11 protein-coding genes are annotated in these 12,510 nt (G+C 70.8%); 5 read left to right on the top strand and 6 right to left on the bottom strand.

Translation table 11 applies throughout. From position 1 onward, the window contains the following. Positions 1 to 69: 69 nt before the first annotated feature. Positions 70 to 1,044, top strand: a complete 975-nt coding sequence (locus OVA17_RS04325) for a zinc-binding dehydrogenase (protein WP_210076023.1) — start codon at positions 70 to 72, stop codon at positions 1,042 to 1,044. A 511-nt stretch (positions 1,045 to 1,555) separates the two neighbouring features. Here OVA17_RS04325 and OVA17_RS04330 read toward each other — a convergent pair. From OVA17_RS04330 to OVA17_RS04350, 5 genes are all read right to left on the bottom strand, one after another. Next, positions 1,556 to 2,035 (bottom strand): NUDIX domain-containing protein, encoded by a 480-nt coding sequence (locus OVA17_RS04330; RefSeq protein WP_267788417.1) that lies wholly within the window; start codon positions 2,033 to 2,035, stop codon positions 1,556 to 1,558. Beyond that, positions 2,035 to 3,669 (bottom strand): DUF4407 domain-containing protein, encoded by a 1,635-nt coding sequence (locus OVA17_RS04335; RefSeq protein WP_267788418.1) that lies wholly within the window; start codon positions 3,667 to 3,669, stop codon positions 2,035 to 2,037. The genes OVA17_RS04330 and OVA17_RS04335 overlap by 1 nt, the downstream gene beginning before the upstream one ends. A gap of 858 nt (positions 3,670 to 4,527) precedes the next feature. Further along, positions 4,528 to 5,541: an aldo/keto reductase family protein gene (locus OVA17_RS04340; RefSeq protein WP_267788420.1), complete on the bottom strand. Its 1,014-nt coding sequence runs from the start codon at positions 5,539 to 5,541 to the stop codon at positions 4,528 to 4,530. A gap of 149 nt (positions 5,542 to 5,690) precedes the next feature. Continuing rightward, the gene (locus OVA17_RS04345) at positions 5,691 to 6,392 is read right to left on the bottom strand and encodes an ABC transporter permease (RefSeq protein ID WP_324289912.1); all 702 of its coding nucleotides are present in this window, start codon (positions 6,390 to 6,392) and stop codon (positions 5,691 to 5,693) included. A 97-nt stretch (positions 6,393 to 6,489) separates the two neighbouring features. Beyond that, positions 6,490 to 7,365 carry an ABC transporter ATP-binding protein gene (locus tag OVA17_RS04350; protein WP_267788421.1) on the bottom strand — a complete coding sequence of 292 codons (876 nt, stop codon included), beginning with the start codon at positions 7,363 to 7,365 and terminating at the stop codon, positions 6,490 to 6,492. A 163-nt stretch (positions 7,366 to 7,528) separates the two neighbouring features. On the opposite strand from OVA17_RS04350, the gene OVA17_RS04355 reads away from it, so the two are divergent. The 4 genes from OVA17_RS04355 (at position 7,529) to OVA17_RS04370 (ending at position 12,152) form a co-directional block, all read left to right on the top strand. Further along, on the top strand, positions 7,529 to 8,968 hold the full coding sequence (locus OVA17_RS04355; protein WP_267788423.1) for a four-carbon acid sugar kinase family protein: 1,440 nt from the start codon (positions 7,529 to 7,531) through the stop codon (positions 8,966 to 8,968). Between the two features lie 27 nt (positions 8,969 to 8,995). Beyond that, positions 8,996 to 9,895 carry an NAD(P)-dependent oxidoreductase gene (locus OVA17_RS04360; RefSeq protein WP_267788425.1) on the top strand — a complete coding sequence of 300 codons (900 nt, stop codon included), beginning with the start codon at positions 8,996 to 8,998 and terminating at the stop codon, positions 9,893 to 9,895. Positions 9,896 to 9,930: 35 nt separating this feature from the next. After that, entirely contained in the window at positions 9,931 to 11,364 is a 1,434-nt protein-coding gene (locus OVA17_RS04365; protein WP_267788426.1) for a GntP family transporter, read from the top strand. A 77-nt stretch (positions 11,365 to 11,441) separates the two neighbouring features. Next, positions 11,442 to 12,152 carry a FadR/GntR family transcriptional regulator gene (locus OVA17_RS04370; RefSeq protein ID WP_210076007.1) on the top strand — a complete coding sequence of 237 codons (711 nt, stop codon included), beginning with the start codon at positions 11,442 to 11,444 and terminating at the stop codon, positions 12,150 to 12,152. A 90-nt stretch (positions 12,153 to 12,242) separates the two neighbouring features. Here the strand turns inward: OVA17_RS04370 and OVA17_RS04375 are convergent, their stop codons facing one another. Continuing rightward, on the bottom strand, positions 12,243 to 12,380 hold the full coding sequence (locus OVA17_RS04375) for a hypothetical protein (RefSeq protein WP_267788428.1): 138 nt from the start codon (positions 12,378 to 12,380) through the stop codon (positions 12,243 to 12,245). Positions 12,381 to 12,510: the final 130 nt, after the last annotated feature.

Below are 12,510 nucleotides of genomic sequence, written 5' to 3' on the forward strand. Positions count from 1 at the left end.
CTGGGTTGCATTCGCAGGCCCGAGGTCTATATTAGACCGGTCGTTACAAAATAACCACAGGAGGAATCCATGCGCGCAGTCATCCACCACCAGTTCGGCGAGCCGGCCGACGTCGTCGGCGTCGAAGAGGTCGAGAACCCGACCCCCGGCCCCGGCGAGGTGCGCCTGCGCGTGCTCCTGTCGCCCATCCACAACCACGACCTGTGGACCATCCGCGGCACCTACGGCTTCAAGCCCGAGCTGCCCGCCCGCGCCGGCACCGAGGCCGTCGGCGTCATCGAGGAACTCGGCGAGGGTGTCGAGAACCTGACCGTCGGCCAGCGCGTCGCCACCGGCGGCACGTTCGGGGTGTGGGCCGAGCAGGTCGTCGCCAAGGCCGCGGGCCTCATCCCCGTCGCCGAGGGCCTGAGCGACGAGGTCGCCTCGCAGCTCGTCTCGATGCCCTTCAGCGCCATCAGCCTGCTGCACTCGCTCGACCTGAAGGCCGGCGACTGGATCGTGCAGAACACGGCCAACGGCGCCGTCGGCCGCATGGTCGCGCAGATCGCCAAGGCGCGTGGCGTCAACGTCGTCGGCCTCGTGCGCCGTCAGAGCGCCGTCGAGGAGCTCGCCGCCCAGGGCATCGACAACGTCGTGTCGACCGACGCCGACGACTGGCGCGACCAGGCCCTCGCCCTCGTGGGCGACGGACGGGTCGTCGCGGGCGTCGACTCCGTCGGTGGCCCCGCCGCCGGCCAGGTGCTCTCGCTGCTGAGCGAGAACGGCACCCTCGTGATCTTCGGTTCGATGGGCGCGGGCAAGCTCGAGCTCGGCGCCGGAGACCTCATCTTCCGTCAGGCCACCGTGAAGGGCTTCTGGGGCAGTGTCGTCAGCAAGACGATGGATGCCGAGACCCGCGGCGCCCTCTTCGGCGAGCTGTCGCGCTACCTCGCCGACGGCACCCTGACCCTGCCCGTCGCCGCCACCTTCGGTCTCGACGACATCGTCGAAGCCGTCACCGCGAGCGACGCGCCCCGCGTCGGCAAAATCCTCATCCGCCCGTAAGCGGGTCGCGCCGCGGGGCTCGCGTCCCGCGACGCGCGGGCCCGAGCCCCTCTTGAGTGTCCAGAACACCCGGACGATTTTTCAAAACGTCCGGGTGTTCTGGACACTCGTGCGTTCGGGGCGCGGGCGCCCAAGGCGATGCGGAGCCCCGGGCGGAGCGGCAGCGCGGGGAGGGTCGCCGCGCGTAACTCCTGAGAGAACGGCGCACGCCGGGCGCTGTGCCCTGTATCCCGGGGCGCCGAGGAGACGGGGCCGCCTCCGTTCAGGAGTTACGCACCATTCCACGGCCCGAGCGAGGCGGCCGCCGCGGCGTGCGCGGCCGAGGGGTGGCACGCGGGTAGCGGCGGCACGGGCGAAGGAGGCGGCACGCGCCGGGGATGGCCGGGGCGTACACAAGTCCTGAGAAGCGCGGAGGGGGCCGCTTGTTCGCCGGGAGAACCGGCGCGGATATCCGGCTGCGCCGCGGCTTCTCAGGAGTTACGCACGACCTCCACCCCCAGCGGGGAGCGCCTCAATCGCCACCCAGGCCCTCGAGGGCGACGGCGAGCGCCTCGATCGCGGGGCGCTGCCCCTTCACGAGCGCCTCGCGAGCGGCATCCAGCCCCATCCACTCCGCGCGGTCGACCTCGGGGAACGTCGCGGTCTTGCCCGAGCGGGGTGGCCACGCCATCTCGAAGGTGCCGAAGGTGAAGTCGGATGCCGTGAAGCCGGCGCCGTCACCCGCGAAGACGACCACCTTCTTGCCGCTCGAATACGCGAACGTGCCGAGTTCGGCCCACTCGACCTCGGGCGCATCGACCCCGAGCTCCTCGCGGAACTCGCGGCGGGCGGCATCCAGCGCACCCTCGGTGCCGGGGTCGTACTCGCCCTTCGGGATCGACCAGGCGCCGGCATCCTTCTTCGCCCAGAACGGGCCGCCCATGTGCGCGACGAACACCTGCGGCTCCGGCGCGAGCCGGTACAGCAGCAGTCCCGCGCTCCATACGACCATCAGGAGACGGTCGCCGGAACGCGGTTCGCCCCGTCGGCGATGATGTCGGCGCGCTTGCGGAAGGTGCGGGCCGACACCCGGTCGAGGGCGATCTGCCCACGCATCTTCTCGGCCTTCTCGTAGAGCGAAGGGCCGCCGAAGCCGGTCAGCACCTTCACCAGCACGGGCAGCAGCTCGATCATGAAGAACAGCGCTGCGATTAGATAGTGCGCCCAGCGCAGCGTCGGCTCGCGATCCGACAGGCGCTCGAGGGCCGTGATCTGGCTCAGCAGACCCACCGCTCCCGCATTGCCGTCGGCGACCGACGACGCCCTCGCGTTGTACGCCGTGAGCGCCGAGTCGTACTGGGCGCGAGCGGCGGGCAGCTGGTCTTCGGCCTGCTGCTTGTTCTGGTCGGCGGACGACGCGGCGGCCTCGGCGCCGGCGGAGTTCGCCGCGGCGAGCGTCGACTGCGCCTGCGCGAGCTGGGTCGACAGCGAGTCGTACGCCGACTGCGCCTGTGCGAGCTGCGCCTGCGCCGCATCGGAGCTCGCGCCGTTGCCGGCGACACCGGTGCAGCCGGGAACCGTTCCGGCGCCCTGGCCGGTGAGCTCGCACTGGTACACGGCGCGCGCCTGGTCGATCACGCTCTGCTGGGCGGCGAGCTGTTGCGTGAGCTGGTCGACGCTCTGCTGCGCAGCGGCGGATTCGGCCGAGGTCGACGAGGTGCCGGTCACGATGCCGGTCGCCGCCTGGTTCTCGAGCGCCGACACCTGCGCGCTCGCGGCGTCGAGCGCCTGCTTCTCGGGGCCGTTGGTGACGGCATCCTGGTCCGTGAGGGCCTGCGTGACGTTCGTGGAGTTGACCTCGCGCACGATGTCGTTCTGGAACACCTGCAGAACCAGGGGCTCGGCCACGACGATGCCGATGAGAGCGGCCATGATCACGCGGGGCATGGCGAGGCCGAGCAGCCGGAAGATGTTCTTCGTCGAACGCATCGTGGAGGTGAGGAAGCGGTCGAGGTTGAAGATAATGAGGCCCCACACGATCGCGAGGGGGATCGCGAGCCAGAGGCTGACCCGCACGCCCGTCAGCAGCGCGAACATCATCGACAGCGACGAGACGAGAGCGGTTCCCGCGAGCACGAGGAACATCTGCACGAAGCGCGGCACCTCTTCGGGCACCTCGTCGAGCACGTCGTTGTCGGCGCCGCCGAGCACGGCCATGCGGCGGATCAGCGACAGGCGCGGGCGGCGCGGGTCGTGTCGGCGCAGACGGGGCTGGCGCGGTTCGGATGCCACGGGGATGGATGCCGCGGGCTCGGGCGCCTCGTCGGACGGGACCGCGGTCTCGTCGTCGGCGCGCGCACGCCCGGCGCGATCGATCACGACGGTGTCGCGGGCGTCGGCGGCGTCGACGTCCACGTCGAGCGGATCGGTATCGCTCGGGTCGGCGGCGATGGAGGAGCGTGGGTCGTCGTCGGCGGGCGGCGCGCCCCACGGCTCGGCAGTGTGATCCTGGGGTTCGGCGGGACGGTTCGCCGCGTTCTGCGCGGCGAGGATGTCGTCGAGATACTGCTCGCGTTCCTCGTCCGTCGTGAACTCGATACGGCCGTCGGAGCCGAAACGGCCGGGCCGGTGAGCGGAAAAGGACATTCGCACAGGGTACGACGCCCGCACCGTTCTCTCCTGAGCGGGGCCTGAGGCGCAGCCAGGCGCCGCCGCCGCTCCGCGCCGGCCTGATACCTGCCGTCGCCCCCGCGGCACTGCGCCGACGCCAGCACCGCGTCCGCGGCATCCACCCCCTCACGCATAAACGCTGTACGCGACGGGAAACACGAGCACACCGCGTTTCCCGTCGCAGGAAGCGTTTCTGCGCGGGACGAGCCGGTTCCGCGGACACCGAAACCGAAACCGAAACCGACGCCGAAGCCGACGCCGCAGCCCGCACCGACGCCGCGACCCGCACCGACGCCAGCACCGCGTCCGCGGCATCCACCCCCTCACGCATAAACGCTGTACGCGACGGGAAACACGAGCACACCGCGTTTCCCGTCGCAGGAAGCGTTTCTGCGCGGGACGAGCCGGTTCCGCGGACACCGAAACCGAAACCGAAACCGACGCCGAAGCCGACGCCGCAGCCCGCACCGACGCCGCGACCCGCACCGACGCCAGCACCGCGTCCGCGGCATCCGCCCCCTCACGCATAAACGCTGTACGCGACGGGAAACACGAGCACACCGCGTTTCCCGTCGCAGGAAGCGTTTCTGCGCGGGACGAGCAGGTTCCGCGGACGCCGAAACCGAAGCCGACGCCCAGGCCAGCACCGCAGCCCGCACCGACGCCAGCACCGCGTCCGCGGCATCCGCCCCCTCACGCATAAACGCCATGCGCGACGGGAAACACGAGCACACCGCGTTTCCCGTCGCAGGAAGCGTTTCCGCGCGGGACGACCCGGTACCGCGGAACACGAAGGGCGGGGCGGAGCCGAAGCCCGCCCCGCCCGCGCTCGACTCAGGCCACGCGCTCCTTGGGTGACACCTCGTACGTGTTCTCGGGGTCGGAGAACACCGCGTCGCCGAGCGCCTCGTCGATGGCGGCGAGGGTGTCGGCATCCAGGGTCACTCCCGACGCCTTCACGGTGTCGACGAGCTGCTCGGGGCGCGAGGCTCCGACCAGGGCCGCGGCGATGTTGGGGTTCTGCAGCACCCACGCGATCGCGAGCTGAGGCATGGCGAGACCCGCCTCGTCTGCGATGGGCTTCAGGCGCTGCACGGCCTCGAGGGTGTCGTCGTTCAGGAACCGCTTGATGAAGGTCGCGCCGCTCTTCTCGTCGGTCGCGCGCGAGCCCTCGGGCACCGGCTGACCGGGCAGGTACTTGCCGCTCAGCACGCCCTGCGCCATGGGCGACCAGACGATCTGCGAGATGCCGAGCTCTTCGCTGGCCGGCACGACCTTGCCCTCGATCACGCGCCACAGCATCGAATACTGCGGCTGATTCGAGATGAGCTGGATGCCGAGCTGCTTGGCGAGCGCGTGACCCTCGCGCAGCTGCTCGGCGGTCCACTCGGACACCCCGATGTACAGCGCCTTGCCCTGGCGGACGACGTCGGCGAAGGCCTGGAAGGTCTCTTCGAGCGGGGTCTCGTAGTCGAAGCGGTGGGCCTGGTAGAGGTCGACGTAGTCGGTGCCCAGGCGCTCGAGCGATCCGTTGATCGAGTCCATGATGTGCTTGCGGCTGAGCCCGGTGTCGTTCGGCCCCTTGGGGCCGGTAGGGAAGTAGACCTTCGTGAAGATCTCGAGCGACTCGCGCCGCTGCCCTTCGAGGGCCTTTCCGAGCACGGTCTCCGCCGCTCCGTTGGCGTAGGCATCGGCGGTGTCGAACGTCGAGATGCCCGCGTCGAGAGCCGCGTGCACCGTCTTGATCGCCGCGTCGTCACCGACCTGCGAGCCGTGGGTCACCCAGTTGCCGAGGGTGATCTCCGAGATCTTGAATCCACTGTTTCCGAGATAGCGATAACCGACCATCCCTCCACGCTAGACCCGGCCACCGGCACCGGGGCCGCGGCATCCCTTCCCCTCACGCATAAACGCTTTGCGCGCACGGAAACGCGAGCAGAGCGTGTTTATGGTCGCGGGAAGCGTTTATGCGTGAGGGTGCGAGGGCGGGTTCGCCGTCACGCGTCCTTCCGGATCCACCGGAACGTCAGACGCACGAGCGCGAGCCCCAGCACCAGCCAGAGTCCCGTCACCAAAAGGATCAGCGGGTGGTCCCACGAGCCCGACGGCTCGGCCGCGGCGAAGCCCTCGGGCAGGAACACCGAGCGGAAGCCCTGCGCGAGCCACTTCAGCGGAAAAATGCTCGCCACGTTCTGCAGCCACTCGGGGAGGGCTGCGAAGTTGATGTAGACGCCCGAGATGAACTGCAGCAGGAGAACGATCGGGATGACGACGCCTGTGGCGCTGCGCCCGGTCCGCGGCAGCGCCGACAGGCCGATGCCGAGGATCGCGCACGTGGTCACCCCCAGCAGGAACACCCACGCGAAGGTCAGCCAGCGCTCCGGCTCGGTCGGCAGCGGCACCCCGAAGAACACCGCGGCGACGACGATGAGCAGCACCGACTGCAGGAGGCCGGTCACCAGGACCTGACCGAGCTTGCCGATGAAGTACGACACGGGGCTCAGCGGGGTGCCGCCGAGGCGTTTGAGCGTGCCGTCGCTGCGCTCCATCGCGATGTCGATCGACATGTTCTGCAAGCCCGACAGCAGCACGCCCGCGGCGAGCATCGCGGGGAGGTAGAACTGCGCGGCATCCACCTCGTCTCCGGGCGGACCGAAGGTCTGAGCGTCGAAGGCGACGGCGAAGATCAGCAGGATCATCACGGGGAGAGGAAGGTGAAGAACACCGAGTCGCCCTGGCGGAAGTACGAACGCACCTCGAAGGCGATGCGCGCGGCGCCCAGCCGCAGCACGCGGCTCACGCGACGCCCCCGGCCGCGGTGATACGACGCGCCTCGTCGCCGAGGAACGACAGGTACACGTCTTCGAGGCTCGGACGCACGACCTCGAGCCGCTCGGGCTCGCCGAGGCGGGCGTACAGCTCCGCCACCACGACCCCGGGGTCCTGCGTGCGTTCCTCGCGCACCTCGCCACCCTCGCGCCACCGCACGAAGGGCACACGCGCCGACGGTCCCCCGAGTTCGTCGACACGACCGACGGATGCCATCTGCCCACCGACGATGATCGCTGCGCGCTCCGCCAGCTCGGCGGCTTCGTCGAGATAGTGCGTCGTCAGCAAAATGGTGGTGCCCTCGTCCTGCAGCTCGCGGATGAGGTCCCAGAACTGGCGCCGCACCTCGGGGTCGAAACCCGTGGTCGGCTCGTCGAGGAACAGCAGCTCGGGTCGGCCGACGATGCCGAGGGCGACGTCCACGCGGCGACGCTGACCACCCGAGAGCTTGCGCACCGACACCTTCGCCTTCTCGCTCAGCCCCACCGCGGCGATCACCTCGTCGACGTCGCGGGGCCGCGGATAGAACGCGGCGAAGTGGGCCAGCAGCTCGCGCACCGACGCGGTCGGGGCCTCACCGGTGTTCTGCAGGACGATGCCGAGCCGTGCCTTCCAGTCGAGACCGCCGCGGTGCGGGTCGACGCCGAGCACGCGCACCTCGCCGCTCGTGCGGTCACGGTAGCCCTCGAGGATCTCGATGACCGTGCTCTTGCCTGCACCGTTGGGCCCGAGCAGCGCGAACGTCTCGCCGCGGCGGATGTCGAAGCTCACCCCGCGCAACGCCTCGAGGCCCCCTCGGTAGGTCTTGCGCAGGTTCTCCACCCGCACGACGTTCTCGCTCATGTCCCCAGTCTGGCGGCGAGCGGGGCGGACCGGCACGACGGGCCGGGAAACGGCATCCATCCATCGGTGGGTACGCGGCGAACAGCTCTTGGCATCCGACACTCGAAGCCATATGATGGCTGACGCCTGACCGCTGATGGTCACACCACGAAGGAGTGAGACGATGAACGAAGCGCACGCCCTCCGCGCATTCCCCGCCCCTGCCGCCGTGAGCGCCGACGAGGTGCGCGCGGCCTCCGAGGCGCTCGGCTCCCGCCTCGTCGTGCTCGACGACGATCCGACGGGAACGCAATCGGTCGCCGACCTGCCCGTGCTCACCCGCTGGGAGATCGACGACTTCGCCGCGGTGTTCGCCACCGAGGCCCCGGCCGTCTACGTGCTCACCAACGCCCGCAGCCTCGGCGACGACGACGCTCGCCTGCGCAACCTCGAGGTGGCGCAGAACGCCCTCGCCGCCGCGGCCACCGCGGGAGTGGAGGTCGAATTCGTCAGCCGGGGCGACTCCACCCTGCGCGGGCACTTCCCGCTCGAGACCGATACCCTCGCCGCCGCCGTCGCGGCGGCGGGCGGCGCACCGATCGACGGGGTCGTGATCGTCCCCGCCTTTCCCGATGCCGGTCGCATCACCGTCGGCGGCGTCCACTACATGCGCGACGGTGATGACCTGCAACCGATCGGCGAGACGGAGTTCGCCCGCGACGCGACGTTCGGCTACCGCAGCTCGAACCTCGCGGCCTGGGTCGAGGAGAAGTCGGGTGGTCGCTACCCGGCCCACGCCGTCATCACGCTCGACCTCGGCACCATCCGCGCGGGCGCGACGGCCGTCGCAGACGCGATCCAGGATGCCGTGGACCTCACCCCGATCGTGTGCGACGTCGTGACCGAAGACGACCTGCGGCTCATCTCGGTCGGTCTGATCGAGGCACGTCGGCGCGGCAAGACCCTGCTCTCACGCGTGGGACCGCCCTTCGTGCGCGCCCGCATCGGCAGCGAGAGGCGCGAGCCGCTGACGGCTGCCGAGATCTACCCCGACGGCGGCACCGACCGGGGCGGGCTGATCGTCGTGGGCTCGCACGTGGCCGTCACCACCCGCCAGCTCTCCCGCCTGCGCGAGACGAACCCCGACCTCACCGACATCGAGATCGACGTCGCCCGCGTGCTCGACGCCGACGGCGCGCCCGCCTACCTCCGCGCCATCGCCGACCGCGTCGTCGACGAGCTGGAGGGCTCAGACGTCGTCATCAGCACGACCCGCACGGTGACCACCGCCGCGACCGCCGACGACAGTCTGCGGATCGCCCGCACCGTGTCGGCCGCCGTCGTCGACGTCGTGCGCGAGGTCGTCGCCCGCACCCGGCCACGCTTCGTCGTGGCGAAGGGAGGCATCACCTCCAGCGACGTCGCCGCCCACGGGCTCGCGATGCGCCAGGCCACGGTGCGCGGCCCCATGCTGCCCGGCATCATCTCGCTCTGGGAGCCCGCCGACGGCCCGGCCACCGGCATCCCGTACGTCGTCTTCGCGGGCAACGTCGGTGACGACGACGCCCTCGCCCAGGTCGTGTCCACCCTCACCCGCACGCCCGCGGCCGTCACCGGCCGCTGACCCATCCGCACGCAAAGGAGCTCTCCGATGACCACCACCTCCACCGTCGCCGTCCTGGGGCTGGGAGCCATGGGCCTGCCCATGGCCACCCGCCTGGCCACCGGACTCACGGTCCACGGCTTCGACATCGCCCCGTCGCGCCTCGCCCTCGCCGAGGAGCAGGGCGTCACTCCGTTCCCCTCCGCCCGCGCGGCCGTCGCCGAGGCCGACGCCGTCCTGCTCGCGGTGCGCGACCAGTACCAGCTCGACGACGTGCTCTTCGGCGACAGCGGCATCGCGCCCGCACTGCGCCCGGGATCGGTCGTCATCCTCACCAGCACCGTCGGCACCGCCGGCATCCGTCCCGTCGCCGAGCGCCTCGAGGCGGACGGCATCGATCTCGTCGACGCGCCGCTCTCGGGCGGTCCCGTGCGCGCCGGTCAGGGCGACCTGCTCATCGTCGTCGGCGCCTCCCCCGCCGCGCGCGAGAAGGCGGCGCCCGTGCTCGAGCTCCTGGCATCCACCCTGACCATCGTGGGTGACAACGCCGGCGACGGCCAGGCGCTGAAGACCGTGAACCAACTGCTCTGCGGCGTGCACATCGCCGCCGCGGCAGAAGCCCTCGCCCTGGCCGACGCCCTGGGACTCGATCCCGAGAAGACGCTCGAGGCCCTCATGGGCGGTGCCGCCGCGTCGTTCATGCTCGGCAACCGCGGCCCGCGCATGCTCCAGGCGTACGACGAGGAAGGCGCCGAGGTGCTGAGCGCTCTCGACATCTTCGTCAAGGACATGGGCATCGTCGGCGACGCCGCGCGTCGCGTGGGCCTGCCCACGCCGGTCGCCGCCGCCGCCGAGCAGCTCTACCTCAGCGGTCGCGCCCAGGGTCTGGGCTCGAACGACGACTCCGCCGTCATCCGCGCCGTCGCCCCCGAACGTCGTCACGGCTGACGACACGTTCACCCGAGATCGAAGGAGATCCCGCCATGCTTCCCATCCTCACGGCCGACACCCCGCCCATCGCCCCGGCGGTGGAGTTCGGCACCGGTGCGCTGCTCGCCATCGCCGCGGCGGGCATCGCCCTGCTGCTGGTGCTCATCATCCTGTTCAAGGTGCACGCGTTCGTCTCACTGCTCATCACGAGCGTCGTCGTGGCGATCTCGGCGCAGATCCCCGCCGGTGACGTCTTCACCCTGGTCGCGAACGGCGTCGGCTCGACCATGGGCAAGGTGCTCATCATCATCGCGCTGGGCGCCATCCTCGGCCGCCTCATCGAGGTGTCGGGCGGCGTGCAGCAGCTCGCCGAGAGCTTCACCGACCGCCTCGGGCCGCGCCGTGTGGCGATCGCCCTGACCATCGTGGCGTTCGTGGTCGCCATCCCGGTGTTCTTCGAGGTCGGCGTCATCGTGCTCGTGCCGATCCTCTACGCCTTCAGCAAGATCGCGGGTGTCAAGCCGATCGTGTTCGGCCTGCCGATGTTCGGTCTCATGCTCGCCGTGCACGTGGCCGTCCCGCCGCACCCCGGCATCGTGGCGGGTGCCGGTGTCTTCGGTGCCGACCTGGGCCTGGTCACGGCGATCGCCCTGCCCATCTGCGCGGTTCTCGGCTTCCTGTGCTTCTGGGTCGCGCGCATCATGAACCGCACCGAGTACGCCCTCGCACCGCGGGTCGCGACCCAGATGGCGGAGTTCGGGCAGACCTCCACGGTCATCGAGTCGCGCCGCGCCGACGGAACCGTCATGGCGCCGCCGAGCACCGGCACCGTCGTCGCCCTGATCGCCCTTCCGATCGTGCAGATCCTCGTCGGCACGATGCTCTCGCTCAGCCTGCCGGCCGGATCGAGCGGTCGTGGCATCGCTACCTTCATCGGCACCCCGGCCTTCGCCCTGCTCGTGGCGGTCATCGTGGCCTTCTTCGTGCTGCCGGTCCGTCGCCGCTGGGGTCTGGCCCGCACGAACGAGGTGTTCGAGAGCTCCATGCCCCCGATCGCGTCGATCCTGCTGGTCGTCGCCGGCGGCGGCGTGTTCGGCGCGGTGCTGCAGGCCTCGGGCATCGGAACCGCCCTGTCGGTCACGCTCGAACACCTCGGCGTCCCTCTGCTGGGTGCGGCGTTCCTCATCACGCTCGCGCTCCGCGCCGCGCAGGGCTCGGCGACCGTCGCCATCGTCACCACGGCCAGCCTGCTGTCGGCCGGCGTCGCCGAGGCCGGGTACAGCCCGGTGCAGATCGCCGCCATCGCCGTGGCCGTGGGCTTCGGCTCGCTCGGCCTGTCGATGGTCACCGACGCGGGCTTCTGGATCGTCACGCGCTACCTCGGCCTCACGGTCGCCGACGGCCTGCGCACGTGGACGGTGCTGACCACCATCCTGGGTGTGGCCGGCTTCCTGCTGACCTGGGCGGTGTTCGCCCTGGCGGGCTGAGGCATTCGGCATCGACGCCGGGTCGGGGACGAGAGTTCCCCGGCCCGGCGATTAGGTTGGAGCGGAAGGGGGATGCCATGGCACGACGCTCACGTGTCGACGAGGTGGTCGACGGCTTGTTCGACGACATCGTCGCGCGCCGACTCGTCGCCGATCAGGTATTGCCCAGCGAACCCGAGCTGGGCGAGCGTTTCGACGTCAGTCGGGTGACCGTGCGCGAGGCCATCAAGACCCTGCAGGCGCGCGGCGTCGTGCGCGTCGAGAGCGGACGCGGATCGTTCGTCCAGCCGCTCGCGCGCTGGACCTCGCTCAGCGCCGTGCTCGCCGCCACCTCCGCGACCGGCGACGCCTCGGCCGCCGAGCAGCTGATCGAGCTCCGCCGCATCTTCGAGACAGGTGCGGCCGCCCTCGCGGCCGAGCGCGCACGCCCCGACGAGGTCGAGGCCATCGCCGCCGACCTCGCGGCGATGCGCGACGCTCACGAGGCCGACGACCTGGCATCCTTCGTCGCCGCCGACCTGTCGTTCCACGACCGCATCCTCGCCGCATCGCGCAACCCGTTCCTCACGGTGATGTTCGCTCCCCTCACCGAGGTGCTCTCGGAGCGCCGCGCACAGACGTCGGCCGTCCGCGTCATCCAGCACAACGCCATCGCCGAGCACGAGCACGTGCTCGAGGCGCTGCGCGACGCCGACGCCGAGGGCGCGCGCCGCGCGATGGACCAGCACATGCAGCAGACACTCGACGACCTTCGCACGCACGTGCTGGGCGCAGGCCGCGCCCGCTGAGGCCGCCGTAGGAGCCTGCGGCATCGCGGACGCCGGTGCAGCGCCGCCCTCATGGATTCCCCGCCGGGCGAGGCGAGCCGGGGAGCAGGCTCAGCCCGGGCTGGTCGGATCGACGTCGACCAGCCACGCGGTGACCGCGACCGTCGGCCCCTCGACGATATCGAGTTCGATCGGCCAGGAGCCGCGCACCCTTCCCCCGGTCTGAGCGGCCCACACCGTGTGGGTCACCGGGGCGCCGTGCGGGGAGGCGGCATCTCATCCGAGCACCGTGACGGCGAACCCGCCGACGGGAGTCTCGATGAGCTGCGGGCCGGGCCCCTGCGCCAAGAACGACCCGCCGCTCGACGGTGACGTCGAG

It is taken from the genome of Microbacterium sp. SL75 (assembly GCF_026625865.1).
GTDB lineage: Bacteria > Actinomycetota > Actinomycetes > Actinomycetales > Microbacteriaceae > Microbacterium.

Bases quoted from the DNA above. Each gene is read 5' to 3' on its own strand.
- OVA17_RS04370 (WP_210076007.1), top strand. From the start codon at position 11,442: ATGGCACGACGCTCACGTGTCGACGAGGTGGTCGACGGCTTGTTCGAC.
- OVA17_RS04340 (WP_267788420.1), bottom strand. From the start codon at position 5,541: ATGGTCGGTTATCGCTATCTCGGAAACAGTGGATTCAAGATCTCGGAG.
- OVA17_RS04325 (WP_210076023.1), top strand. From the start codon at position 70: ATGCGCGCAGTCATCCACCACCAGTTCGGCGAGCCGGCCGACGTCGTC.
- OVA17_RS04360 (WP_267788425.1), top strand. From the start codon at position 8,996: ATGACCACCACCTCCACCGTCGCCGTCCTGGGGCTGGGAGCCATGGGC.
- OVA17_RS04355 (WP_267788423.1), top strand. From the start codon at position 7,529: ATGAACGAAGCGCACGCCCTCCGCGCATTCCCCGCCCCTGCCGCCGTG.
- OVA17_RS04345 (WP_324289912.1), bottom strand. From the start codon at position 6,392: ATGATCCTGCTGATCTTCGCCGTCGCCTTCGACGCTCAGACCTTCGGT.
- OVA17_RS04350 (WP_267788421.1), bottom strand. From the start codon at position 7,365: ATGAGCGAGAACGTCGTGCGGGTGGAGAACCTGCGCAAGACCTACCGA.
- OVA17_RS04335 (WP_267788418.1), bottom strand. From the start codon at position 3,669: ATGTCCTTTTCCGCTCACCGGCCCGGCCGTTTCGGCTCCGACGGCCGT.
- OVA17_RS04365 (WP_267788426.1), top strand. From the start codon at position 9,931: ATGCTTCCCATCCTCACGGCCGACACCCCGCCCATCGCCCCGGCGGTG.
- OVA17_RS04330 (WP_267788417.1), bottom strand. From the start codon at position 2,035: ATGGTCGTATGGAGCGCGGGACTGCTGCTGTACCGGCTCGCGCCGGAG.